The sequence below is a fragment of the Bacillus gaemokensis genome, assembly GCF_001590835.1.
In the GTDB taxonomy this organism is placed as follows: domain Bacteria; phylum Bacillota; class Bacilli; order Bacillales; family Bacillaceae_G; genus Bacillus_A; species Bacillus_A gaemokensis.
Window position 1 is genome coordinate 109,068 of sequence record NZ_LTAQ01000002.1, and the last position, 25,489, is coordinate 134,556.

Annotated in this window: 22 protein-coding genes, 1 pseudogene and 2 riboswitches; of the genes and pseudogenes, 8 read left to right on the forward strand and 15 right to left on the reverse strand. The window is 35.1% G+C overall.

What is annotated here, in order from left to right; translation table 11 throughout:
* Positions 1-67: 67 nt before the first annotated feature.
* The gene (locus AZF08_RS06115) at positions 68-1,177 is read right to left on the reverse strand and encodes a PRK06851 family protein (RefSeq protein WP_033674479.1); all 1,110 of its coding nucleotides are present in this window, start codon (positions 1,175-1,177) and stop codon (positions 68-70) included.
* Between the two features lie 152 nt (positions 1,178-1,329).
* Positions 1,330-1,443: riboswitch (SAM riboswitch) on the forward strand.
* Positions 1,444-1,530: 87 nt separating this feature from the next.
* Between AZF08_RS06115 and AZF08_RS06120 the strand changes: the two genes are divergently transcribed.
* Complete coding sequence (locus AZF08_RS06120) at positions 1,531-2,163, forward strand: cyclase family protein (protein WP_033674481.1); 633 nt, start codon at positions 1,531-1,533, stop codon at positions 2,161-2,163.
* An 18-nt stretch (positions 2,164-2,181) separates the two neighbouring features.
* Here AZF08_RS06120 and AZF08_RS06125 read toward each other — a convergent pair whose 3' ends face one another.
* From AZF08_RS06125 to AZF08_RS06135, 3 genes are all read right to left on the reverse strand, one after another.
* Entirely contained in the window at positions 2,182-2,562 is a 381-nt protein-coding gene (locus tag AZF08_RS06125) for a hypothetical protein (RefSeq protein WP_063177250.1), read from the reverse strand.
* Between the two features lie 251 nt (positions 2,563-2,813).
* Positions 2,814-4,040 carry an ATP-binding protein gene (locus tag AZF08_RS06130; RefSeq protein WP_033674483.1) on the reverse strand — a complete coding sequence of 409 codons (1,227 nt, stop codon included), beginning with the start codon at positions 4,038-4,040 and terminating at the stop codon, positions 2,814-2,816.
* 393 nt (positions 4,041-4,433) lie between these two features.
* Complete coding sequence (locus AZF08_RS06135) at positions 4,434-4,673, reverse strand: helix-turn-helix domain-containing protein (RefSeq protein ID WP_200875214.1); 240 nt, start codon at positions 4,671-4,673, stop codon at positions 4,434-4,436.
* Positions 4,674-4,868: 195 nt separating this feature from the next.
* On the opposite strand from AZF08_RS06135, the gene AZF08_RS06140 reads away from it, so the two are divergent.
* On the forward strand, positions 4,869-5,237 hold the full coding sequence (locus tag AZF08_RS06140) for a hypothetical protein (RefSeq protein ID WP_033674484.1): 369 nt from the start codon (positions 4,869-4,871) through the stop codon (positions 5,235-5,237).
* A 249-nt stretch (positions 5,238-5,486) separates the two neighbouring features.
* Here AZF08_RS06140 and AZF08_RS06145 read toward each other — a convergent pair whose 3' ends face one another.
* Together AZF08_RS06145 and AZF08_RS06150 are read right to left on the reverse strand one after the other, a co-directional pair.
* The gene (locus tag AZF08_RS06145; RefSeq protein ID WP_033674485.1) at positions 5,487-5,903 is read right to left on the reverse strand and encodes a GNAT family N-acetyltransferase; all 417 of its coding nucleotides are present in this window, start codon (positions 5,901-5,903) and stop codon (positions 5,487-5,489) included.
* Positions 5,904-6,102: 199 nt separating this feature from the next.
* Complete coding sequence (locus AZF08_RS06150) at positions 6,103-7,152, reverse strand: NAD(P)/FAD-dependent oxidoreductase (RefSeq protein WP_033674486.1); 1,050 nt, start codon at positions 7,150-7,152, stop codon at positions 6,103-6,105.
* A gap of 357 nt (positions 7,153-7,509) precedes the next feature.
* Between AZF08_RS06150 and AZF08_RS06155 the strand changes: the two genes are divergently transcribed.
* From AZF08_RS06155 to AZF08_RS06165, 3 genes are read left to right on the forward strand one after another with little or no spacing between them, the layout of a single operon-like run.
* Positions 7,510-8,433, forward strand: a complete 924-nt coding sequence (locus AZF08_RS06155) for an iron-hydroxamate ABC transporter substrate-binding protein (protein WP_033674487.1) — start codon at positions 7,510-7,512, stop codon at positions 8,431-8,433.
* A gap of 48 nt (positions 8,434-8,481) precedes the next feature.
* Entirely contained in the window at positions 8,482-9,516 is a 1,035-nt protein-coding gene (locus tag AZF08_RS06160; RefSeq protein WP_033674488.1) for a FecCD family ABC transporter permease, read from the forward strand.
* Positions 9,516-10,520, forward strand: a complete 1,005-nt coding sequence (locus AZF08_RS06165) for a FecCD family ABC transporter permease (RefSeq protein ID WP_200875217.1) — start codon at positions 9,516-9,518, stop codon at positions 10,518-10,520. The genes AZF08_RS06160 and AZF08_RS06165 overlap by 1 nt, the downstream gene beginning before the upstream one ends.
* An 89-nt stretch (positions 10,521-10,609) precedes the next feature.
* Here the strand turns inward: AZF08_RS06165 and AZF08_RS06170 are convergent, their stop codons facing one another.
* The 4 genes from AZF08_RS06170 to AZF08_RS06185 form a co-directional block, all read right to left on the reverse strand.
* Positions 10,610-11,380 (reverse strand): restriction endonuclease PLD domain-containing protein, encoded by a 771-nt coding sequence (locus tag AZF08_RS06170; RefSeq protein ID WP_033674491.1) that lies wholly within the window; start codon positions 11,378-11,380, stop codon positions 10,610-10,612.
* Between the two features lie 21 nt (positions 11,381-11,401).
* Positions 11,402-11,662, reverse strand: coding sequence for a hypothetical protein (locus AZF08_RS06175; RefSeq protein WP_033674493.1), 261 nt, complete (start codon positions 11,660-11,662; stop codon positions 11,402-11,404).
* A 195-nt stretch (positions 11,663-11,857) separates the two neighbouring features.
* Positions 11,858-12,466, reverse strand: coding sequence for a class I SAM-dependent methyltransferase (locus tag AZF08_RS06180; RefSeq protein WP_033674494.1), 609 nt, complete (start codon positions 12,464-12,466; stop codon positions 11,858-11,860).
* A gap of 107 nt (positions 12,467-12,573) precedes the next feature.
* Positions 12,574-13,680 carry a M20 peptidase aminoacylase family protein gene (locus tag AZF08_RS06185; RefSeq protein WP_033674495.1) on the reverse strand — a complete coding sequence of 369 codons (1,107 nt, stop codon included), beginning with the start codon at positions 13,678-13,680 and terminating at the stop codon, positions 12,574-12,576.
* 311 nt (positions 13,681-13,991) lie between these two features.
* Between AZF08_RS06185 and AZF08_RS06190 the strand changes: the two genes are divergently transcribed.
* A complete protein-coding gene (locus AZF08_RS06190) occupies positions 13,992-15,101 on the forward strand; it encodes a mandelate racemase/muconate lactonizing enzyme family protein (RefSeq protein ID WP_033674496.1) in 1,110 nt (369 codons plus the stop codon).
* 14 nt (positions 15,102-15,115) lie between these two features.
* Positions 15,116-15,811: a hypothetical protein gene (locus AZF08_RS06195; RefSeq protein ID WP_033674497.1), complete on the forward strand. Its 696-nt coding sequence runs from the start codon at positions 15,116-15,118 to the stop codon at positions 15,809-15,811.
* 257 nt (positions 15,812-16,068) lie between these two features.
* On the opposite strand, the gene AZF08_RS06200 is transcribed toward AZF08_RS06195, so the two are convergent.
* The 3 genes from AZF08_RS06200 to rlmD form a co-directional block, all read right to left on the reverse strand.
* Positions 16,069-19,101, reverse strand: a complete 3,033-nt coding sequence (locus AZF08_RS06200) for a DEAD/DEAH box helicase (RefSeq protein ID WP_033674498.1) — start codon at positions 19,099-19,101, stop codon at positions 16,069-16,071.
* A 590-nt stretch (positions 19,102-19,691) separates the two neighbouring features.
* The gene (locus AZF08_RS06205) at positions 19,692-20,654 is read right to left on the reverse strand and encodes a tRNA dihydrouridine synthase (RefSeq protein ID WP_028399801.1); all 963 of its coding nucleotides are present in this window, start codon (positions 20,652-20,654) and stop codon (positions 19,692-19,694) included.
* A 261-nt stretch (positions 20,655-20,915) separates the two neighbouring features.
* Complete coding sequence (rlmD, locus tag AZF08_RS06210) at positions 20,916-22,292, reverse strand: 23S rRNA (uracil(1939)-C(5))-methyltransferase RlmD (RefSeq protein ID WP_033674499.1); 1,377 nt, start codon at positions 22,290-22,292, stop codon at positions 20,916-20,918.
* 121 nt (positions 22,293-22,413) lie between these two features.
* Positions 22,414-22,515, forward strand: a riboswitch (purine riboswitch).
* A 398-nt stretch (positions 22,516-22,913) separates the two neighbouring features.
* Between rlmD and AZF08_RS06215 the strand changes: the two genes are divergently transcribed.
* On the forward strand, positions 22,914-24,110 hold the full coding sequence (locus tag AZF08_RS06215) for a NupC/NupG family nucleoside CNT transporter (RefSeq protein ID WP_033674500.1): 1,197 nt from the start codon (positions 22,914-22,916) through the stop codon (positions 24,108-24,110).
* Between the two features lie 99 nt (positions 24,111-24,209).
* On the opposite strand, the gene AZF08_RS32115 is transcribed toward AZF08_RS06215, so the two are convergent.
* Positions 24,210-24,290: an IS3 family transposase gene (locus tag AZF08_RS32115; protein ID WP_075382401.1), complete on the reverse strand. Its 81-nt coding sequence runs from the start codon at positions 24,288-24,290 to the stop codon at positions 24,210-24,212.
* A gap of 19 nt (positions 24,291-24,309) precedes the next feature.
* A pseudogene (locus AZF08_RS06220) lies at positions 24,310-25,482 on the reverse strand (IS3 family transposase).
* Between the last annotated feature and the right edge of the window lie 7 nt (positions 25,483-25,489).

Here is a 25,489-nt window from a genome sequence, read left to right on the forward strand (position 1 = left end):
TAATAACTTTACTATATTCTAAAACAGCTGTCAGGATTCTCCCGACAGCCTAAAACATCTTCTATTTCTATTTCTGATTCTGAGCAACAATTGCTGCGATTCGCTCAAATTCTTTTTGGATTTCATTTTTATACGCATCTACTTTTGAAAAGTCCATAGCAGTAATATATATTCGCTCTAATTTATCTCGTACGGCTTTTGCTTTTGCTAAGAAAGACATCGCTTCATTCATCTTTGTTTTATATTGAATCGAAACATCACGAATTTCTGTAGCATATTTTTCATCCGTTCCTGGAGCAACAATGAGATCATACATATCAATAATCTCATCACCTTCCCGACTTGGAAAATACTCATGCGGTGCGGTACTATCAAATATCGCAAAACCTAGCTCTCTCACAATAATCATATCGAGGCTATTTGGATCAAACCCACAATGATATACCTCCACTTCAAATCCTTTTTCTTCTGCTGCCGCTGCTAACTTTTTTAACATTGTTGATTTTCCAGACCCCGGACGCCCTTTTATAAAATAACGATGCGGGATAGTCTCTGTTAAGTTTGGAACGAAATCTACCGCACCTTTTGGCGTCGCTGCCCCTAGAAAACGATGTTTTACAATTGCCTTTTTTCCCTTTTCATCTGCAAATAGTTTCTGTATGAGCTGGATAGTTAATTCATTTGCTTTTTGAAAATCAATATTATCAATATAAATTTTCTCCCAATCGTCATGTATCGCTAATGCTTCTTTGAAACAAGCATATGCAGATTGAAAAGCTCTACTTGCTTCTGATATATAGCGTGCAATCTCATCTTTATGCTTTCTTAATTTCTCCGAATCCCAAGCAACACCTAAGTTTACATATTCCTCTATAACTCCAGGCATTTTTGGTTCAATAACATGTGGAGATGTTCCATCTACAATCCCTACTTTTAATTTTGGAATAATCACACCATCAATTGATTTGTTATCAGATGAACAATGTAAAAGCTCAATATCATATCCTTTTCCTGTCCATTCACGTCCTATTGCTTTCATTAGTGAAGACTTTCCTGTCCCTGGGCCACCTTTTAAAATATAAAGCCTTTCTAGTCCACTTAAACTTTCTTCATACAAACTATAAAAACCTCTAGCTGTATTTCCACCCGCATAATAATTTAAAACCTTTCCTGTCACTGCACCCACCCCTTTGCAGCAGTTTACTTACATGAGCTACAATATGCCAAAACCTTTAGTTAGGTGAATACCCATTTTCATTCTTGCAATAAAAAAGGAAATAAATTACAATTTAAATAACAAAAATTTCTTAATTTTAAAATTAAATATACTCCTTATCGAGAGAGGCAGAGGGACTGGCCCTTTGAAGCCCGGCAACCTCAGTTTATATAAAACTGAACAGGTGCTAAATCCTGCAAAATGCACTGCATTTTGGAAGATAAAATATGCATTTACATAATTATATGTAAAGCCCATCTTTCTTGATTTGAAGGATGGGCTTTTTATATTTTAAAATTATTGGAGGTATCCCGATGAAAGTAATCGATTTATCACAAACATTTGAAAACAATATGTCTCAATTTCCAGGAACACCAAGAATTCATCTAGAACCCATTACAAGCGTCGAAAAAGCAGGGTTTCAAGTAACAGATTTTCATTCCGTTGTTCACGTCGGTACACATTGTGATGCACCAGCTCATTTTATTTCTGGTGCAACAACAATTGATCAATTGCCACTTGATCAATTTGTAGGGGAAGCAATTCTCGTTGATGTGACACATGTTCAAGAACGAAAATTTCCTAAGGAAGTGTTACACGGTGCAGAGGTAAAAGAAGGTGACATTGTCATCTTCCATTCTAATCTCTCAGGCAAATGGAATACAGAAGCATATGAAAAAGAAGCCTACCATCTTTCTGAAGAACTTGCTGAAGAATTAGTCAGATTAAAAGTAAAATCTGTAGGTTTAGATTTTATTTCTCCCGACGAAGTTACCACCGAAACATCGCCCATTCATCATATTTTATTAGGAAATGATATTTATTTAATCGAAAACTTAACAAATTTAGATGCGATTGAAGCGAAGCGTTTCTTCTTTTCTGCAGCACCTTTAAAGATAAAAAATAGTGATGGCGCTTTCGCAAGAGCATTTGCAGTTATTTTTTAATGAAAAAAGCAGAGACCATCATTGGCCTCTGCTTCGATATTTTTTATTTAAATTAAGAAAGAACTGTTCCACTCGCGGACGAATCCAAGCTAAATAATCTTTGTCTTTCTTTTTCGTACAGACAATTTCTTCTCCATCCACCATTCCAACGAGCTCTAGCTCTAACAATTGCCTCGTAAATTCTAGAATATTTACTTCTTCCTTCGGATATTCTTCCTTTAACTTCTCTTCAATTTCTCCCAATAGAAAGCCATCACGCATCATTGCAAGTGCATCAATACAAAGTGGCGGCATTTCATATTTTTCGCCTGTAATTGTATCCTTTACAATATAATTCTTTTGATCTTTTCGAAATTGAATAGTGTGTAAACATACAGTCGAATTTAATGTTAATTCCATCATACCACCTCTTTCATAATATCAGCATAGAAAAAAGGATGCGTGTGCACCCCTCTTTAGTTCACGTAAATCTACACATTCATACAAATAAAAACGATAAACCGTTACACGAGCCATAAGCTGCATGTCGATATTTTCCTCCATTATAAACTAAGTGTTTTATAAAAAAAAGCATTCTTGAAACATTTCATAAAATGTTTTTATTTACACAACAAGAGCACTTTTCTGAAAAGTGCTCTTGTTTCTAAATGTTATATTGTCGGAAAATTCATTTCTACTTTTGTTCCTATGCCAATGTTACTTTGAATATCGATATTTCCTTGGTGCTCCTCAATAATTTTATATGTAATCATTAAACCAAGACCTGTGCCGTTTTCCTTGGTTGTATAAAACGCTTTACCAAGCTTCTTTATTTGCTCTTTATCCATGCCACATCCCTGATCCTCAATAGAAATGCACAACTTTTCTTCAATTGTTTTATATGCATGAATGGTAAGATTTCCACCACCCTGCATTGACTCAATGCCATTTTTCAGGATATTCAATAACACTTGTTTCAATTGTTTTTCATCCCCATTTATATTGGGTAGAACCCCATCTGCTTGCACATGCATTTTTACATTATATTGGATTGCATAACTTTCCATTAATTGAACAACATATAACAAAATCGCTTGCATATTACACCATTCATAATTTGTTGGCTTGGGCTTCCCCAGTAACATTAATTCACTAACAAACCCATTAATTCTCTCAATTTCTTGTAGCATAATCTCATAACTCTTTGCATCAGCTGGATTTCGTTCTTTTTGAATTTGAGTAAAACCTTTTAGCGCAGTTAACGGATTTCTAATTTCATGAGCAATTGTTGTAGACATTGTTCCAATTAAAGCAAGTTTTTCTGTCTGTTTTACATTAGTCAACATTTCCAAAACAGTCCTAACGTACGACTGAAATCTTTTTAATAAAGAACGTGAAATAATGAAAAAAAAGATACACAACACAAGTGGAATAACAACCTTAACATCTTTTAACAATACAGTGAAAAATGCATACTTACCAACTACACTCAAAGAGACTAAATAAAAGTATTTTTTATTCACAAAAATTGGAGCAAAAAGGATTAAAAATATCTCTACCATATTTCCATTTTCAAACCCTCGATCTGTTTGCAAATAAATCATTAAATTATTAATGAAATCAATGAACATATATCCAATTAAAAATAAATACTTCACAAAATAAATGTGACCTCGTTTTTGAAAATACATTGAAATAGGAAATAACAAAATCACAAAGATGTATACACCTATTCCTAGTCCACCTTCTGGCCATCCTATTTTCGTTTCATTTATATTCATCGTAGGATATATAAAATAGTATATAATGTAATATAAAAAGAATATAATATAGAATAGTAATAAAAATACCCTTAAAGCTTCTTTTTCCTCTTGAATCAAGCTTTTAAATTTGTTCATATAAATACTCCTCTTAATCAATACAAACACACATTACACTATTTAACTATTTAACTATTTAACTATTTAACTTATAATTATAAAATTGCTTTCAGAACAATATGCAACGCTTTAAATTCATTATAACACTACTTTAGAGAAAAATTTTCCTTCTCTAGAATCTATCCCCTCCTCTACTCATTCGCCTACATACTTTTTCATTACTTCAATAAAAAATCCCGTTTCAAGATATGTATTCTACACATCTTGAAACGAGATTTTTAAAATGGTCCCCATAAAGTGAAACTTGAATCAGTAGGACTTTTACGGGTAGTTGTTGCTCCCACCTAACTTCTTTTCCTTCACTGAATTCTGCAATTGGGGTCTTATTGCCCACGAATAGTAGGCTAAAGTTTAATCCTCATCTTTTACATCCATATCCTCTGGAATTGGCTCATTTAATATTTCTTCCACTAATTGTTTATATTTTTCTACCTGCTCTAAATGTGTATTGAATTGCTCTTTATTCAACAAATATTGCTCACCATCATATAAAGCTCGAATTCGCTTTTGCTGAATTAGTTCTTCAATATAGGATTCTGGGAGGTTTAAATATTCAGCAGCTTCTTTTATCGTGATATACAATGCTTTCATTCCCTTATTGTTTTTTATCATATCTACATGATTCATCTTACTGTATTATAAAATACTTTTGTAAACAAAATAAAAAGATTTTGTAAATACAAATCAAAAAGCAGGTAGATGCATTCCATATATTGTATAATAATATAGTAAGCGTTTTAAAAATACAGATGGAATTTACCCATTTACACAAAGGAGAGTTAACATATGGCTACTCGTCACATCATTACAATGTTAGAGCAATCATTACAAACCGAAACAGAACAAACTGCTTCTCAGCTATCTAAAGTATTACCAAAAAGAATTCTTGAACAAACAATGATTACAAATGAAGATGCAAACTACAATACAATTGGAGAATGGTATAAAAATCATTTCTTATTCCAGCAAGATGATTTTCTTTGGGCTAAATACGCCTACTATGATGCATATTGTGAGGCATTACAAAATCAAGGTCACCTTACAAAACGTGTGCGTCATATACTAGAATCTGTGGCTAGAAAACACGGAAAACAATACATTGCTTCCATGCAAAACATACAATTCCCTGATCCACGTGCAAAAGGAACTGCCTAATTTGCTAAGTGACAGGACAAACGTAACACAGACTACTCGTTCGCTAGAAAGATTCAAAAATAAAAGGTTCACGTCTCTATGTTCTCTTTTTTTCAAAAACACATCAATAAGATGTGGATTTATGAAACCGGTGTCAAACACAATGGTAGAAAACATAGGTACAAGGAAAATACCCAGCTTACCTCCTTTCTTCATACAAGTGGAAAAGTAACTGGGTGTTTATATATAAATAGGAAAATATCTTTCACTTTACATTTTCCCTTGAACGCCTGCTTGAGAATTATAATTTCTCACAATCATCCCTCTTGCTCTCCTCATATTAAACTTTTCATAATACGACTGTAAATTTTCATCACACAGCAAATCAATCATATACAGCTCACCAAGTTCCGCTAACATTCTTTCAATTAATTCTTTACCAATCCCTTGATTTTGATATTCTGGCAAGACTTCAAGAAACGGAATATATGCAGATAAAACCCCGTCACTTATAGCCGTTATAAAACCTATCACTTCATTCTTTGTTTCATGTATGGCCAATACAACTTTGTCGCTATTGTCCAATAACTTCAAATGAGTCTCAACACTCGGTGAATTAGGCCAACCCACAAAGAACCCTTTTAACATATCCGATGAAATACTATCAATTTCAGTTGTATATAACATCCATAGTGCAGCTCCTGTTTCTTATGATTTATACTTCTTCCTTACATCTTCATAACCTGTCTAGAACAAAAATAAAATCCCTGCTCTACCTATTTTTATAAAAAAACAGGAACCTTCTGTAGGTTCCTGTTTTTACTTTATATTTCTTGAAGTCCTATTTAGCTCACCATTCATTAACATTAATTACCAATATTGCAATTTATTTCATCATTTGTTTAATAAGTTCTCTGTTGCGCTTCTTAAAGACATCATTATGTGAAGAGACCATTCCATATTCACTCGCATCAGGCTGAATAAATTGCTTTGCCTTATTCACAGCGTTTCCAGCATCTTGGAAAGCACCAGCTATTAAATGTAATTTCCCTTCATGTTTTAAAATATCTCCTGCGGCATATAGCCCTTCTATTGAAGATTCGCTATTCGCACTCCCCGCAATAAAGTAATTATCAATAATTTCAACATTCAATTCACTATTTTCTAGTAATGTCATATCACGTTCATAACCGTGATTAATGATTACTTCATCAATTGGTAAATATGAAACCTCTCCTGTTTCATGATTCGTCAGCTCCACACGTTCAATTGCTTCATGATTGTCACCTGCAATCAATTTGGTAATCGACGTATTAAAGAAGCAAGATACTGAGCTATTCATAAGTTGTGTTACTTGTGCTTCGTGCCCGGATAAAGCCTCTTTTCTATATGTTAAATAAACCTTTTTAGCAATTGGCTCTAATTCATTTGCCCAATCTATTGCAGAATTCCCTCCACCTGAAATAATGACAGTTTTATCTTTGAAGTGTTTCAAAGATTTTACCGTATAATTTAAATTCGATACTTCAAATCTCTCAGCACCTTCAATTGCTAATTTTTGTGGCTTCAGTATTCCGCCTCCTGTAGCTACAATAACTGTTTTTGAAAAATGCTCTTGACCAGAGGATGTTTTTAATACAAAAACTCCCTCTTGATTTCGAGTGATTGATTCTACCTTTTCATTTAGTACGATTTCCGGGTGAAATGTTTTCCCTTGCTCTACAAGTTGATCAATTAGTCTTGCTCCAGTAACTGGTGGCAGCCCGCCAATATCCCAAATCATTTTTTCTGGATAAACATGTATCTTTCCACCTAACTGTGGTTGAAATTCAATTATCTTCGTTTTCATTTCCCTTAGTCCACTATAAAACGCTGAATAAAGCCCTGCTGGTCCCCCACCAATTACAGTTACATCAAATAATTCTTTTGGATTCATTTGCGCTCACTCCTTGACTATCAATTCAATTGATTATCATTCTCAATAAAATATAACCTTTTTCTATTATATTTACAATCAAAATTACTATTGACAAGACAAAAAGATAAAATTATATTATGTAGAGAATCAACATTGATAATCATTATCAACATGTAAATTATTTACAACATCAGAAAGGGAATAACAGTTCACCTACTTACGACTTACACATTTGATAATGGTGACCATTTTATAAAAAAAATCTCAGTTTCAAGATTCCTACTAAGCATTTCATATTGATGCTAATTTCAGGCAAGATCCAAGAATAAACAAACCAATATGTATCACATACAATCTATTAAAAGGAGAATACAAATGAAAAAATTATTTATTTCACTAACAGTTCTATTCGTTCTTGTTATGAGCGCTTGTAGTAATGGCTCTACAGACAAGAAGAATGATTCAAATGCAAAAGAAGGTAAGTCTGAAAAAATTACATACCAATCTGAAAATGGTAAAGTTGAAGTGCCAGCAAATCCGAAACGCGTTGTTGTACTATCATCATTTACAGGTAACGTAATGTCTTTAGGTGTAAATCTTGTTGGTGTAGATTCATGGTCTAAACAGAATCCACGTTTTGAAAAGAAATTAAAAGATGTTGCTGAAGTATCAGATGAGAATGTTGAAAAAATTATCGAATTAGATCCAGATTTAATTATTGGTTTATCAAATATTAAAAACATCGATAAGTTAAAAAAAATCGCTCCTACTGTAACATTCACATATGGGAAAGTAGATTACTTAACACAGCATTTAGAAATCGGTAAATTATTAAATAAAGAAAAAGAAGCAAAAACTTGGGTTGATGATTTCAAAAAACGTGCGCAAGCAGCAGGAAAAGATATTAAAGCGAAAATCGGAGAAGACGCATCAGTTTCTGTTATCGAAAACTTCAACAAACAAATTTATGTTTATGGCGACAACTGGGGTCGTGGAACAGAAATTCTTTATCAAGAAATGAAATTAAAAATGCCTGACAAAGTAAAAGAAAAAGCTTTAAAAGAAGGATACTATGCATTATCTACTGAGGTTCTACCTGAGTTTGCTGGAGATTATTTGATTGTAAGTAAAAACAAGGATACTGACAATTCCTTCCAAGACACAGAATCATATAAAAACATTCCAGCTGTGAAAAACAATAGAGCATTCGAAGTAAATATGATGGAATTCTACTTTAATGATCCACTTACATTAGATTTCCAACTAGACTTCTTCAAGAAAAGCTTTCTTGGTAAATAATACAACAATGAGGAATTCTTAAAATAAGAATTCCTCTTCCTTTATTCTATAATAAGAAAAGATGTGAAACTGATGACAAAAGATAATCTACGTGCCACCTCCTTTATGTACAAGTTCATTTTAGGAATCATTGTATTCTTTCTTATATTTATGATCGCAATGGTATTTGGCGCGGCAGACACTACTGTAAAAGATGTATGGTTAGCGCTTACTTCTTCAGAAAAAGGAGCAAAGCTCTCCCTCATCCGTGAACTACGCTTACCGCGTGAAATGGCAGCCATTTTTGTCGGAGCTGGGCTTGCTGTTTCTGGTGCAATTATGCAAGGACTTACTCGAAATCCACTTGCTGATCCAGGACTACTCGGATTAACTGGTGGTGCGAATGCTGCACTTGCAATTACAATTGCCTTTATTCCTTCTGTAAATTACTTTTATATGATGATTGCCTGCTTTATCGGAGCAGCTGTCGGTGCAATTATGGTTTTTGGAATGGGTATGGTGAAAAAAGGTGGACTTTCTCCCCTTCGAATTGTACTAGCTGGTTCCGCAGTTTCAGCTTTCTTAATCGCGATTTCAGAAGGAATTGGAATTTACTTCAAAATCTCACAAGACGTCTCCATGTGGACTGCTGGGGGCGTAATTGGAACGTCATGGAGCCAATTACAAGTCATTATTCCCGTTATTTCAGTGAGTATCTTTATTGCGATCTTATTTTCAAAGAAACTAACGATTCTTAGCCTAAGTGAAGAAGTAGCAGTTGGACTCGGTCAAAAGATTATCGTCATTAAAACCATTCTTTTTATTGTTATCATTCTACTCGCTGGTGCTTCCGTTGCACTTGTCGGGAATATGGCATTCATAGGCTTAATGGTTCCTCATATGGTACGTCCAATTGTCGGACCAGACTATCGCTTTGTAATACCGATGTCTGCCATTGTTGGTGCTTCCTTTATGCTATTAGCGGACACGATTGGACGCACAATTAATGCTCCATACGAAACGCCACTTGTTGCTATTATCTCAATCGTAGGCTTACCATTCTTCCTATTCATCGTACGTAAAGGAGGAAGAACATTCTCATGATTCAACAATCTATACTAAAAAAACAACGCATCATTATACTAACATTACTTATACTGATCGTAGCGACTATCACAGTTGGAATGGGGCTAGGAGCGGCTTCTCTATCCTATGATAGACTGCTTCCAACGTTATTTGGACAAGGGACTTTCAAAGAAGAATTTGTTTTATTCTCCCTCAGGTTACCAAGAATTGCAATTACATTATTAGCTGGTATGGCACTGGCTCTATCAGGAGCTATCTTACAAGGAATTACCCGTAACGACCTAGCTGAACCTGGAATTATCGGTATTAATTCAGGCGCAGGCGTCGCAATTGCTATTTTCTTTTTATATGTTCCAATAGACGCAGGTTCATTTGTTTACTTGCTACCAGTTGTTGGATTTATCGGAGCTTTTATTACTGCCTGTCTCCTTTATGTATTCTCATACAGTAAAACTGCAGGGCTTCAACCGATCAGATTGACACTAACAGGAATTGGGTTTGCATTCGCTCTTTCTGGAACAATGATTGTACTCATTTCATCTGCTGAACGTGTAAAAGTAGACTTTATTGCAAAATGGATCGCAGGAAACATTTGGGGGGATGACTGGGTCTTTGTTTTAGCACTCCTTCCATGGTTAGCTATACTCATCCCATACACTTTCTATAAAGCAAATCGTTTAAACATCCTTGCATTAAACGAACCAGTAGCGATCGGCGTCGGTATCGAAATCGAAAAAGAACGTCGCTCTCTGCTAATAGCAGCCGTTGCATTAGCTGCTGCTGCCGTTTCAGTCACAGGAGGAATTACCTTTGTCGGACTTATGGCTCCGCACATCGCAAAATCATTAGTAGGGCCTAGACATCAAGTATTTATTCCTATAGCCGTTCTAATCGGTGGATTACTTCTCCTACTCGCAGATACAATCGGCCGTCATATCGTCGAGCCCAGTGGTATTCCTGCGGGGATTGTGGTTGCTTTGATTGGTGCTCCTTATTTTATGTATTTGTTACTAAAGAAATAAAGATAACTAGAATAAAAAAATCCCTTGAGAATTTAGTTGTTCTCGAGGGATTTTTTAGTTTTACTATAAATATATCTAAATGGGATTTATTATTTATTCTCTATGATACCAATCATATGTTTAGCGAAATTTACATCTAAACGAATTTTATCTCCCCCATATTGTAAGCCTCCTAAATTCGGATGTCCGTTAAAAGTTACAGCATAACCTTGTGGATAAGATTTTTGAACACTAGAAATAGTGTTATCATAGGTATTCCAATGTTCGCTATAATCTGGACATAGATTTTTTGCTTTAATAACCCATGGCCATCTGCTTTCATTATTTAAATTTATAGCTTCTTCAACAGCTTCAAAATATCCTATTAGCTTAGTAGTACCTACTCCATAACATATTATAATATCTCCAATGCCTATTGCTGCAGGTCTTTTTGCAAAATGAAGTTCTTCTATATCTGTAGATAACCTTCTATTAATGTCAAATGGTCTATCTGACCATCCGACAGGTTTAATGAAATACCTTACATTTTGTTTCAAGTCAGTAGTTAATGAAGGTGGAAACCTCTTTCTTTTCATATAAATCCCACTTATCCCCAAATCAATTTTAGGTGTATCCACCCTCTCATTTTCTGAAATATAATTATCAATTTTTTTTATTATCTGTTCAATTTCTTCATACATCAATTGAATACTATTATTATTTACATCTTCAATAATTTTTGATAATTGCACTGTATCCTCTAACATCACTCCCCATTCATGCTTATTCTTTAATCCTGAATCTGTAAAATTAGCTGAAGTAATTATAGCTTTACTAGGGTTGCCTTTACTTTCAGCGATATATATTTTTCCATGCAACATATTATCGATTTGAATTCTATATTATATATTCAAGGCTAAACACCCTATTCCAAATAAATAAAGTGCATTTGCTTTTCGAAATAAATCTGTAGAATAATCATCTAAAGTAGTAGTTAAAAATATATTCTTTACACCCTCATTGTTTAATAACTCAAATAAATCATCGTAAAACTCTTTAGATTCTGATAAAAACGGACTAATTATGTGTAAAGTATCTGCTCCATTAACAAGATTTCTAAGTTGATCAAAATGTGTTGAATCTAAATTATTTACTATGTGCACCGATTATCCCCCTACATAATAGAATTTTAAAACTATTATACTATTTGAGATCACTTTCAATGTTCAATTTGCAACCAAAATATAAAAAAAGAGCAGGTAGCTTATCCGCTCTTAATACTAGTTCCTGCATTACATTATTTTATCTTTCTCCCCCATCTATTCACAAAGAAGGTGAAAAGATATATACCACCCCATCTAACTCCCCAATCCATAAACTAAAAACCTCTCATTCCCATTCTTCTCATACACTCCCGGCAACCTAACTTCCTCTTTCAATTCAAAGGCTGTTTGATTTTCTAGGAAAAAAATATAATCTTCCGATGGATAATATAAAATAATCTCTACTTCCCTCTCTGCTTCTTCCACCGAAAGCAATATGTTATTTACTACATTCATAAAAACTTGCACAGAAAACGGATTAAAAAAATAAAATCGATTATCTCGTGAATCAATCTCATACTCTTGTGCTAAACAACATTGAAATTGAATTTTATCTTTACTACTTTTCGCTTTCTTCGCATAACGTTCTCGATTTTCCATGGCTTCTTCATAGAACATCTCATTCATTTCTATTCCAACAGCTGAAGCACCACATATATGATGAACATAAAAATTCAATCGCCCTTTTCCGCATCCAAAGTCAACAATCCGATCACTGCTTTTTAATTCATATTGATTAAATAACGTTTCAAGCCCATTATATGGCGTTGGTTCATAACGATGATAATGCAAAGACTTGTTGAATCCTTTTTGTTCTCCTACTGTTTTTATATTGAGCACTGCATCATAATATTGTTCGTTCATTTATTTTCTCCTATTAAGAAATAATACTTTCATTATACAACACAACAAAAAGCCTGATACAATCAGGCTTTTACTTTGAATGACATATAACCAGTTATAAAACAGTATTATTTTAAAGCTGCCAACACCGTCTGCTTAAATATTTTTACTCCATCTAATATACAAGCTTGATCAAAGACCATATGAGGATGATGTAATCCCGGCTGCAAGTTCGCACCTAATCCTAGCATAACAGCTTTTAGATGTGGTCTCTTAACCGTATAGTAATGAAAGTCATCACTTCCCGCTGTAAAAAGTGGCGGTGTGCAGCCCTCTTCTCCGTATACTTCACGAATCCCTTTACGCAGTAACTGTTCCGCTTCCTCCGATACTTCTGCCCCTGGTACTGGATCTGTCCATTCATAAGAAATCTTTGTCCCCATCGATTCATTCGATTGAATAACTTGTTCTATCTTTTTCTTTAGTTCTTCTAGTAATACATTACTTTCTGCTCTTACATCTAAGGCAAATTGACCGTTTCCAGGGATGATATTTAAGCTTTCACCCCCCGCTTGGCATTTCGTCATTTTGATAGAATATGATCGTTGTGGTGATAGCCATATATTTTTTAATCCGATATTAATCATTGAAATAACATCGATCGCATTCACTCCTTGATGTGGCCGTGCTCCATGAGCATCGTCACCGGATATGTTGGCTTCTAAAAAGTCAGCCGCTCCATGTCGAATAGATGGTGCCGCTTGTTTTAAAGGTAATTCCTCAATTGGTCGTAAATGAACACCGAATAGGAAATCTGCATCATCCACAGCCCCTTTCTCCACCATCTTCAAAGCACCATTTCCTTTTTCTTCTGCAGGCTGGAAAATAAATCGGACAGTTCCTTTTTGCCAATTCACATTTTTCAACTGCACAATAAGTCCCATCACAATCGTCATGTGAGCATCATGGCCACATGAATGATTTGCTTTGAATTTCCCATCTACTTCTTGCCATAGTGCATCTATATCAGCACGAATCGCGATAACTGGTTTCCCGTTCCCGATTTCTGCTATAACTCCGGGACAATCATCAAATACTTTATATGAAATTCCTTCTTCTTCTAGAAATTTAGTAATATAGGCCGTTGTATTATATTCCTTCCAACTTACTTCAGGGTTCTCATGCAAATACTGAAAAATTTCGTTTAAACGATCCTGCAACTCTACTGTTTTCAATTTTCCATTCTCCTTCCTAAACTCAAAGCAGTTCTTTTGAGACTGTTTTCCCATAAATTTCAATCGGTATAAAACAGCTTTTTTATACATAAAAGTCCTATTCCGAAAAACATATTGAATATTCACTTAAATGTCAAGAGATTGTCCCTGCAGTTCATTTGAAATATAATAAGTTAAATAGTTAGTTATTTCTGAAAATTACCTTTTAAAACAAACAAAATATTAATCATTATTTACTTAAACTCCTTATGAACATATATAACGTCAAATCTATTAAACAAAATTACGATAAAAAGGATGGGGTTCACTCAATGAAAATTACAGCTATTCATCTTTACGCAATTCGTTTACCACTTCGTGATCCATTTATTATCAGCTATGGTACTTATCATGATATGCCCTCTATTATTGTAAAAATCGAAACAGATGAGGGAATTATCGGTTACGGTGAAGGAGTCGCCGATGATCATGTGACAGGTGAAACATGGGAAAGTACCTTCCATGTTTTAAAACATACATTAGCTCCTGCCTTAATAGGAGTAAATCCAATGAATATCGAGAAAGTACATGACATAATGAATCAAACAATCTACGGAGTTCCTACCGCAAAAGCTGCGATTGATATCGCTTGTTTTGATGTAATGGGTAAAAAGTTAAATCAACCCGTGTATCAGTTAATTGGCGGTCGCTATCATGAAGAGTTTCCGATTACTCATGTTTTAAGTATCGCTTCTCCAGAAAATATGGCAGAAGAAGCAGCCTCCATGATAAATAAGGGATATCAATCCTTTAAGATGAAAGTTGGAACAGATGTCAAAAAAGATGTTGAGAGAATTGAAGCTGTGCGTGAACGAGTAGGAAATGATATCGCAATTCGTGTAGATGTAAACCAAGGCTGGAAAAACAGCGCTAATACGTTAACCGCACTTCGTTCACTTAAACATTTAAACATCGATTGGATTGAACAACCTGTTATAGCTGACGACATTGATGCAATGGCCTATATTCGCTCTAAAACAGATCTTTCGCTTATGATTGACGAGGGATTAAAGGGCTCACGTGAAATGCGCCAAATTATTAAGTTGCAAGCAGCTGATAAAGTGAACATTAAATTAATGAAATGTGGTGGTATCCATCCAGCTGTCAAACTGGCTCATCAAGCAGAAATGGCCGGAATTGAATGCCAAATTGGTTCAATGGTAGAATCATCCGTTGCCTCTTCCGCAGGATTCCATGTTGCCTTCTCAAAAAAAATTATTACAAGCGTTGAACTAACAGGACCATTAAAATTCACAAAAGATATCGGGAACCTATCTTATGATATACCGTTTATTCGTTTAAACGAAAAACCGGGATTAGGTGTTGATGTTAATGAAGATATACGGAATGAATTAACTATTTTTCAAGACGTTGTTCGCTAAAGGAGAACCATACAATGAACATTCTTTATGAAGGAACATTAAAGCAAAACGAGCAAAGATTTCAAGTTACCTTATTATCTTTAGATCATATTGAACAAATTTTATCCTTACAAGATATTGTAATTGAAGCATTAGAAAATAAAGCTAACTTACAGCCTCTTACACGCGAAGAATTTCAATACATACTAGAAGGTAACGGCATGATGATTGGTGCATTTGTAGATCAAGAACTGATTGCATTTCGTGCTCTCTTGACTCCCCCTATTGATGATGAGCATTTAGGGCTTGCTATCGGTTTAACACATGAAGAACTAGACCGTGTTATCTATCAAGAAATCTCAAATGTTCATCCAACCTACCGTGGAAATGGAATGCAGAAAATATTAGCGAAAGTGATTATGGAACAATTAACGCAAACAAACAGCAAATACAATTACGTTTGTTGTACAGTAGCACCATTTAATATTCCTAGTTTAAAAGATAAATTTGCCCAAGGGATGGAGATTGCTGCACTAAAAGAAAAATATGGCGACCGATTACGTTATACTTTTGTCAAAGCATTGCTAGAAGGTGGAAAAAAAGCTTGGATAAGTGTTGAAGTACTTCCAATGAGCGACATAGTTAATCAACAAAAATTACTAGCAGAAGGCTATCGTGGGCATAAGATGGAGCATCGTGATGGAGAGTATTGGGTTTGGTTTGGGAAATAAAATAATATCCGTCTCCCCCAATATTTAAATGTTATTAGTAATTTTATTTATTCTAGATATAAGAAAGGTGAGACACTATTGATAATAAGTGCTCACCTTCCATTATATAAGTAATCTACTGCAAGTAGACAAATAGACCCATTCAATAAGCTTGCATTGATATTCATCTGAATAATAACTCTCTACTAACACTAGTTGATAGGATGTCTAATACTTTGTATTCTAAATTCATTTTATATCTGCAAATCTATATAACTTTAAATAAGTTCAGCTTGTTCAACTCGCTTCAATTTTAAACTATCCGCAAATTCACTATAATTCTTCTTCTTGCTTAATCGCTTGAAATCACCAACTAAATAAAATTCTAGTTTAGCACGTGAAACTGCCACATTGAGTAGGTTTGGCTTTTGACACGACCAATCTGCTGCCGTGTCTGATTGTGAATCTGTCCCAACAACAAAATACACAATATTAGCTTCCTTCCCTTGAAACGTATGAACTGTCCCAATGGAATTTTCAATCCATTTATTTAGCTCTCCAGTATCTATATTCTTCAATTCCTTTTTCAATTCAGCCTTCAATAATTTAATAAGCCCCGTTTTTACTTTTGTAAAAGGTGTAATAACAAAGACTTCTGGGAAGATAGACTTTTTCTCTTCCATTGATGCCTGGAGTTGTTTGAAATGTTGTTTAATTTTTTCTAGAACAAATTGCCCTTGCGCCTCAACGTAATGCTTCTTTGGTGCTACACCGCGACAGTCATACCAAACACCCACACTTTGATCAGAATCCTTCGCTAGCACCATTTTATTGCCGTACGCAATTTTATTGGCAATAGAAAACATTGGATTGGCACAGCGGCGATGAACCCAAAGTGGAATCCCGATGCGTTTATTACTATCAGTAGTAAATGTCCCAATAGGGTTCGACAAGTCAGCCAAGCTTTGCACAGACGAATCCATACTTAAATAGCGATCTTCCACTTTAAAACGGCGACGAACATCATTTAGAATCGTTGCATCCAGTGTAATAACGGGCTCAATTTGGATCGGATCCCCTACAATAATTGCATTTTCAGAACGCCATAAGGCACCTGCTGCTTGCTGCGGTGTCGCCTGGCCAGCTTCATCAATAAATAAGTACGAGATAAAATCCTTATCAATCCCCTTATACATTTGAGAAAAGCTAGCAAACGTTGTACTAACAATCGGTGTTATTAGATGTACTATATCCCACATATTTTTAAGTTCGCAAATACCCTCATTTGTATTTAAATCGACCTCGCTACGATCACCAAAAATCTTAAGTGGTCGTTCTAATACCTTAGCGTTATATATAAGGAATAGCTTATGAAGCTTTAAAGCCTTTATAAATAATAAGCCACGTTTAAAATTCAGTGAATCTGTCTGCCAAACAATATCCTTTTGTCGCTTTGCATAGGCCTCATCTGTTTGCGCCCAATTAGCATTAGTTGAAAGCTCTAATCGCTCCTTTTCACATAACTTTTGCATCGTGACAAACTTTTGTCGCTGTTGCTCAAGCTTTTGCTGCTTGTGAACAAGCTGCTTTAATTGCTGCTCCACCGCTTCATAAGCATCTCTCTGTTCATGCTCTAATTCAGAGATTTTTTTCAGTTCTTGCTCAAGAGAACTCTTTTCATTATTTTTTTTATTAAATATTCGCTGCAAAAATGTCACCTTAGGTAGTTGCTGTAACTCTTGTTGCTTTTCTTTTATAAGTACAGAAACATTATGAAGGTGATGTTGTATCTCTTTCGCTTTCTCTTCATACTCAAACTTAGCTGCTGCAAGACACTCTAGTTGTGCATCCAAATTAGGTGCATCGTTTAGCGTATTAATATATTGTTGCAAGGATTTCTTATCAAGTTCAATGTCTCGATATAAATCTAAAAATCCCTTTACTGTCTCATGCCATGCCGATGGTGATAGTTTTTCTGCTTCTGCATTCAATAAACTCGTAATTGTATCCACTTTCAATACATCTGCTACTTGTGTTTGGTTGCTTTTTTTCCCAAGCGCCACGGATATCGGGGCAAAAATATTCTCGTTTGAGTTCTTCGCATCGTATAAACCAAATACTAATTGTTTTGAAAGCTCTTGAAAAAACTCTAGCTCTTTAATTTCAGTTAAATAATCATTGTCATTCGAATGTTCTGGTTCTAATTTTAATTCTGCTAGTTTCGGCAAGTCCTTCGAAATATTCTCCACCGCTCCATTATTACTTGAAGCAATAACCATTTTAAATTTTGTTAATGACTTCGTTAAAAATGACTTACTTCCCTCAAACGCTTGTGTCGGATCACTAAACTTCGCCATTTCTTCCGCACGAGCCACTATAATTTGCGCAAAAATATCCTTTAGCAGTGTCGTTTTCCCTGTACCTGGTGGGCCATTCACCGAATTAATCTTTTCGTTCTCATTAATAATCTGATTCACCGCTACCTGCTGCATTAACGATAAACGATACCGGTTTGTCGAAGGCCAGCGTCCTACTGGTAATTTTTGAGGCTGTATTATCTTTTCAATAGCAGGACGATTTTCATTAATATTAACAGCTAATTGACGCCCTTCTAGGAATTGTTGCAACGTCGCATTTGGCTTATAGCGCAAAATACGCTCTAAATCACTCGTATAAAAGCTCGTGAAATTTTTTAATTCTAATGGCTCATCCTTTTTTAAAATGGCGATTTCAATATAATGCTGTGAATTTTGAATCGTTTGAGTTGGAATACGATACAATGTTTCCTCATATTTATTAAGAAGCTTCAGAATGCCCGCTTCATTCACACCGTCTTTAAAAATAGCATTCGCAAACTCTTGCCATTCCTTCATCATTAAAGAATGCTGTTCTGAAAAAGTTTCGTTCTCATAATGCCCCTTCTGATTCAATTCTGTAATTAGTAGCTGAAGCGGCGGAATAAATAATGATTCTTCAATATATTCACCATTCTCATTTACCGAAAATGTCATACTAAAATTCTTATTCCAGTTGGCGTTAATAATCTCATCCTTGATTCTAAAGCTCTTTCGAAGCAGTTCGATTAGCTTATTTTGTACATAACAATCTAGATAATATGTAAACACAAGGCGATCTTTTTTAGGATACGTTAGCTCAACCTCGTTCCATAACTGCTCTTTCAGCTTCGTTTGACGAACACGATTTTGATTTTTCGTTTTCATGCGTTTTCCTAATGTCGCGCCCGGTATAGCTGGTACTGCGCCAGGCGTCAAGTTCTCAACGAAATGCCAAGCTTTCAATATACTTTCCATACTCGACAATCCCCTTCCCCCTATAATAACTCTTGAATATATCATAATAATAAAAAATTAATTTCTTATTATATTTAGACTTTAACTTAATTTTCTCGGAAAAGTAAACCATGTACAAGATGATTAAACTACACTTTATCACCGTTAAAAACGGAATTAATCCTATATTTATTATATTTAATTATTATGTTTTATATAAATACCAAATCTTAATAATATCAATAACTTTAAAAAGAGCTGATGAATTATTTATATATCATTCCCTCTTTTTATGTAATTACAGAACCAAAATAAAAACAGATAGTACAGGATAAATGCTTATATAGCCTGCTACTATCTGTTTTATTCTTATACTTTAAACAGCCAAGCCACACACTCCACATGTGCAGAGTGTATGTGGCAACACAAGGGTGCTGGTGGGTTTATTACATTCTTAAGACCTTTTTCTTTCAGAAAACAGACTTTATCAAAACAAAAGTTGCCGGCTGCAAAGGAACTTGAAACTGAATAAAATAAGTACACATGAGTTGATGTGATTCATTTTTTCTCTAACTTTTTGAGAGTTACATCATTTCACTGTCCCCGTCCCATCAACATTCTTTTCCAAAGTTATCAAGCAATGCACGCACTTCATCTGTTGATTTCGTGTTCATCAATTGATTTCTTAATTCACCAGCTCCACGGAATCCTTTGACATAAATTTTGAAAAAGCGATGAAGCCCTGTGATTGAACGTGGCAGTGCTTCCGCATATTGATCTTGAAGATCAAGCTGCAGTCTTAAAAGATCAAGGTATTCTTTACTGCTATGCTCTTTTGGCTCTTTTTCAAAAGCAAAAGGATTTTTAAAAATACCTCGCCCGATCATAACGCCATCAATACCATATTGTTCAGCAAGCTGCAGCCCAGTTTGACGGTCAGGAATGTCTCCATTGATTGTTAGTAGCGTATTTGGTGCAATACGGTCACGTAATTTTTTGATTTCCGGAATTAGCTCCCAATGCGCATCTACTTGGCTCATTTCCTTTCTTGTACGTAAATGAATAGAAAGGTTCGCAATATCCTGTTTTAAAATATGCGTTAGCCACTCCTCCCACTCATTTACATCCTTATAGCCAAGTCGTGTTTTCACGCTGACAGGCAGTCCGCCCGCTTTTGCTGCTTGAATAAGTTCTGCCGCAACGTCTGGACGCAGAATAAGGCCACTACCTTTCCCTCTCGATGCCACATTCGGTACAGGGCAGCCCATATTAATATCGATGCCTTTAAATCCTAGCTCTGCCATGCCAATACTCATTTGACGGAAATATTCGGGATTATCCCCCCAAATATGTGCCACCATTGGCTGTTCATCTTCTGTAAAAATCAAACGGCCACGCACACTTTTCATACCCTCTGGATGACAATAGCTATCCGAGTTTGTAAACTCTGTGAAAAATACATCCGGTCGACCGGCTTCACTTACTACGTGACGAAAAACAACATCTGTCACATCTTCCATTGGTGCAAGTACAAAAAATGGTCGTGGTAAATCACGCCAAAAATTATCTATCATTTCAAACTCAAATCCTCTCACTATGGATACAACTTCAAACTCTCGGTCAAAAAATATAAAGCCAAATGTTCCACTTCTTTTACACTTATATCATGCTTAATAACTTATTATCAAACACAAGTACATTTGGACATTTATAATTTGTGAAAAACTATTGTGAAAATCGGCAATGTTTATTTTAACTAAAATCGGTCCTGAATGGTATTTTTATAAACAAAAAAGCAGATGGTATAGATTTTTTCTATATCAACTGCTTTTCTATTATACCAACTCCAACCACGCGACCGCTTCACAATGAGTAGTATGCGGGAACATATCAACAGGTTGTACTTCCTGCGTTTTATATCCGCCTTCTTCTAATACTTTTAAGTCACGTGCAAGGGTTGCTGGGTTACATGATACATATACGACGCGCTTTGGCTTCATGTCGATGATTGTATTGAGTAATGCTTCATCACAGCCTTTACGCGGCGGGTCGACGACGATTGTGTCGGCGATTACGCCTTGTTTGTACCAGTTTGGAATGACTACTTCTGCTTCACCTACACCAAATTCAACGTTTGTCATGTTGTTTAGTGCAGCGTTTCGGTTTGCGTCTTCGATTGCTTCTGGGACGATTTCAACGCCGTACACTTTTTTCGCTTTTTGCGCTAGGAATAAGGAGATTGATCCGATTCCGCAGTATGCATCGATGACTGTTTCGTTTCCATCTAGTTTTGCATATTCTAATGCTTTGTCATATAGCACTTTCGTTTGTTCTGGGTTTACTTGATAGAAAGAACGGGCTGAGATGGCGAATTTAATGTCACCGATAAAGTCATAAATATATTCTGATCCGTATAGGACTGTTGTTGTGTCTCCGAAGATAACGTTTGTACGTTTGATATTTACGTTTTGAACGATTGATTTTACATTTGGGAACTTCGCTGTAATTTCTTCGATGATCGCCTTCTTGTTTGGAAGCTCTGCCGTCCGTGTAATAAAGACAAGCATAATTTCCCCTGTTACTTGTCCGTAACGAGCCATCACGTGGCGAAGTGTTCCTTTATGACGTTCTTCGTTATACGCCGCAATACCGTGCTTTTCACAAATACGTTTTACTTCTTGAATTAATGTATCGTTTTCTTCCGCTTGAATTAAGCATGTTTCCATATTAATAATGTCGTGTGTTCCTTGGCGATAGAAACCAGCTACAAGCCCGCCTTCACGTTCTCCAATTGGTACTTGCGCTTTGTTTCGATATACCCATGGATTCTCCATACCAAGAACGGAATGAACCGGCACATCGTGCAGTCCGCCGATGCGCTGCATAACATCTCGTACTTGTTTTTCTTTTGCTTGTAGTTGCCCTTCATACGTTAAATGCTGAAGCTGGCAACCGCCGCATTGGTTGTAAACTGGACATTCTGCATCTTTACGATATGGACTTTCTGTATGAAGCTTCATTAAACGACCAAATGCGAAATTTTTCTTTACTTTAATAATTTTGATTTGTGCTTCTTCACCTGGTAATCCGTTTTTCACGAAAATAGGATATCCTTTTACTTTCGCAACACCGGCACCATCATGTGTTAAATCTTCAAATACTACATCTATAAACTCGTTTTTTTCAACTGGTGGCGTCATTTTATTACTCATTTTCCGACCTCTCTTTTTCATAACACTGCGTTACATTTTATCATACTTATGTGGTCTTTATCTATTGGAAGAAAAAAAGCTATTGACGACAATTCTGTATTAATGTTACGCTACTACTAATTTAATACGGACGATGTTACCTCATATATACTCGATAATATGGATCGAGAGTTTCTACCCGGCAACCGAAAATTGCTGGACTATGGGGAAAACTAATGAATATTAGCTTTTTTGTGTATACAAAGACTCATATTGATTAGCTTTCTCTCATAGATGAAAGTGAATCCATATGGGTCTTTTTTTATTTTTCATTTTTCTAAAAGGTCAGACATCTTACGTATGACATAAAACCTCTACCGTTTTATTTATTATATATCCATCTTGATTTTCCAACATATAAGTCCTAGCTATGGAAAACAAAAGGTAACTTGTACTCGTTTTCTCCCTTTGGTTTCACTTGGCATGGGGCAGGAAAAGGATCTGACCACTTCTATGCATAGCCGGACACTCTCTCCTACCTAAAAAGAAAGGTTTTATGTCGGTTTTCAATTTGTATTTATTAGTTATATAACGAGCGTTTTATGTAAAAACTTTATACGAACTTCTGAAAGGGGCAACTACATGCAATATGTAATGAGCGTTATCGGCATTCTTGTCGTTTTAGGTTTATGTTTTGCTTTGTCAAACAACAAAAGTAAAATCAACTTCCGTGCAATTGCTATTATGATCGGTTTCCAAATTTTAATTGGTTGGTTTATGTTTGGCACAAAAGTCGGTCAGCAAATTATCATTTTAATTAGTAAAGTCTTCAATAAACTAATTAAACTTGGTACGACAGGCGTCGATTTTCTCTTTAATGGAATTCAAAGAGACTTTGTCTTTTTCTTAAATGTATTATTAATTATTGTCTTTTTCTCAGCACTACTTTCTATTTTTAGTTATTTAGGTGTTTTACCATTCATCGTTCGCGTTGTCGGCGGTGCCATTTCAAAAATTACTGGGTTACCACGCGTTGAATCATTCCATGCGGTAAACTCTGTATTCTTTGGTTCAAGTGAAGCTTTAATCGTTATTAAAAATGACTTAAAACATTTTAATAAAAACCGTATGTTTATTATTTGCTGTTCAGCAATGAGCTCAGTTTCAGCTTCTGTCACAGCATCATACGTTATGATGTTAGATGCAAAATATGTACTAGCAGCTCTGCCGCTAAACTTATTCTCTAGCTTAATTGTTTGTTCATTATTAACACCGGTTGATACGGTAAAAGAAGAAGAAACAGTTCAGAAATTTGATAAAAACCTATTTGGTGACAGCTTAATTGGCGCAATGATTAACGGTGCATTAGATGGTTTAAAAGTAGCTGGTATCGTTGCCGCTTTAATGATCGCCTTTATCGGTGTGATGGAAGTTGTAAACTATGTAATTAGTGCAGCTTCAGGTGCGATGGGATATGCGATTACATTACAACAAATTTTCGGTTACATTCTTGCTCCATTTGCATTCCTAATGGGAATTCCGGCTCACGATATTATCCCAGCTGGCGGAATCATGGGAACAAAAATTGTTCTGAATGAATTTGTAGCCATTCTTGATTTAAAAGAAGTTGCAAAAACGTTATCTCCACGTACAGTTGGAATCGTTACTGTATTCTTAATTAGCTTCGCAAGTATTAGCCAAATCGGAGCAATCGTTGGTACAATCCGTGCCCTTTCTGAAAAACAAGGAAGCGTTGTATCTCGATTTGGTTGGAAAATGCTATTTGCATCAACACTTGCTTCCATTTTATCAGCTACGATTGCTGGATTATTTATTTAACAATGAAAAAGCACCTTAATTTGAAATAAAGTGAACCCAATTAATGAGACATGAACAAAACATGAACTGACCCACGGATTTGGGACATGAAAAAAACACCTATGCTACCTGTTTCTTGTATTCTATAGGAGACAGGTAGTTTAACTTTTCTTGAATACGTTCCGTATTATAATACTCAATATAATCGTGAAAAAAACACCTATGCTACCTGTTTCTTGTATTCTATAGGAGACAGGTAGTTTAACTTTTCTTGAATACGTTCCGTATTATAATACTCAATATAATCGTGAATGAGTTGTTTGAGAGTAGAAGTTGAATGTAGTTGTTTTTCTTGTGAATAAAATATAAAATAATTCAGATTTCAATGAGGAATGAAAAGATTCTATTACGGCATTATCATGGCAGTTTCCTTTACGGGACATGCTTGTGGTAATGCCATTTTCTTTAGATAACGTTTGGAAAGCGTAGGAGGTATATACGGCCCCTTGATTACTATGTAGTATAATTTCAGCTTCTTTTTGTGATTTTACCGCCTTCTCAACTGTTTTTAAGACGAGTGTTACGTCTTGTCTGTTACTTATTTCATACGCAATGATTTCATTGTTATATAGATCCATAATACTTGATAAATACAACATCTCTGTACCAAATGGCAAATATGTAATATCTGTAACCCATTTTTCATTTGGTTTGGTAGCTTGAAAGTTTCGATTTAAGAGATTCTCTACAACAATCCTACTTTCTCCATTGATCCAGGTTCTTCCCTTTCTTTTAACCCTACATTGTAAACTTTTCTTTTGCATTATTTTTTGTACAGTTTTTCGATTTAAGTGATAATTATATTTTCGTTTCAATAAAGCAGTAACTTTTCGATGTCCATATCGAAAGTGATTTGTCATACAAATTGTCAAAATAGCCTGTTCTAATTGTGCTTCCTTTATATCTTTCGCTTTATTTTTCCATCGATAATAAGTAGAACGAGGTATACCAATTAATATACATATCTCTTTAATGGAGTACTCATGTTTCATCAACTCCACTAATTCTACAACTACTTCTTTAACCAACTCCTCTCGATTTCGTGGTACTTTTTTAAAATGTCTATTTGCATTTTTAATTTTCGATTCTCTATCTGAAGTTTCTCTATTTCAGTTATGCCTTCTTCACTAGCCTTTTGTAGCGTACTTTGTTTTCCTACAGGGCGACTAAAACGATACGTTTCACCTTCACGATGCCACTTCATCCAAGTTTTAATCTGTGCTTTATTTTTAATTCCTAATTGATCCATAATTTCTTTGTTTGTGTACCCTTGTTTTTTCAGCTCGATTGTTTTCCATTTAATTTCTTCTGAATAAGATTTTCTCGTTCCCATAAAAGAA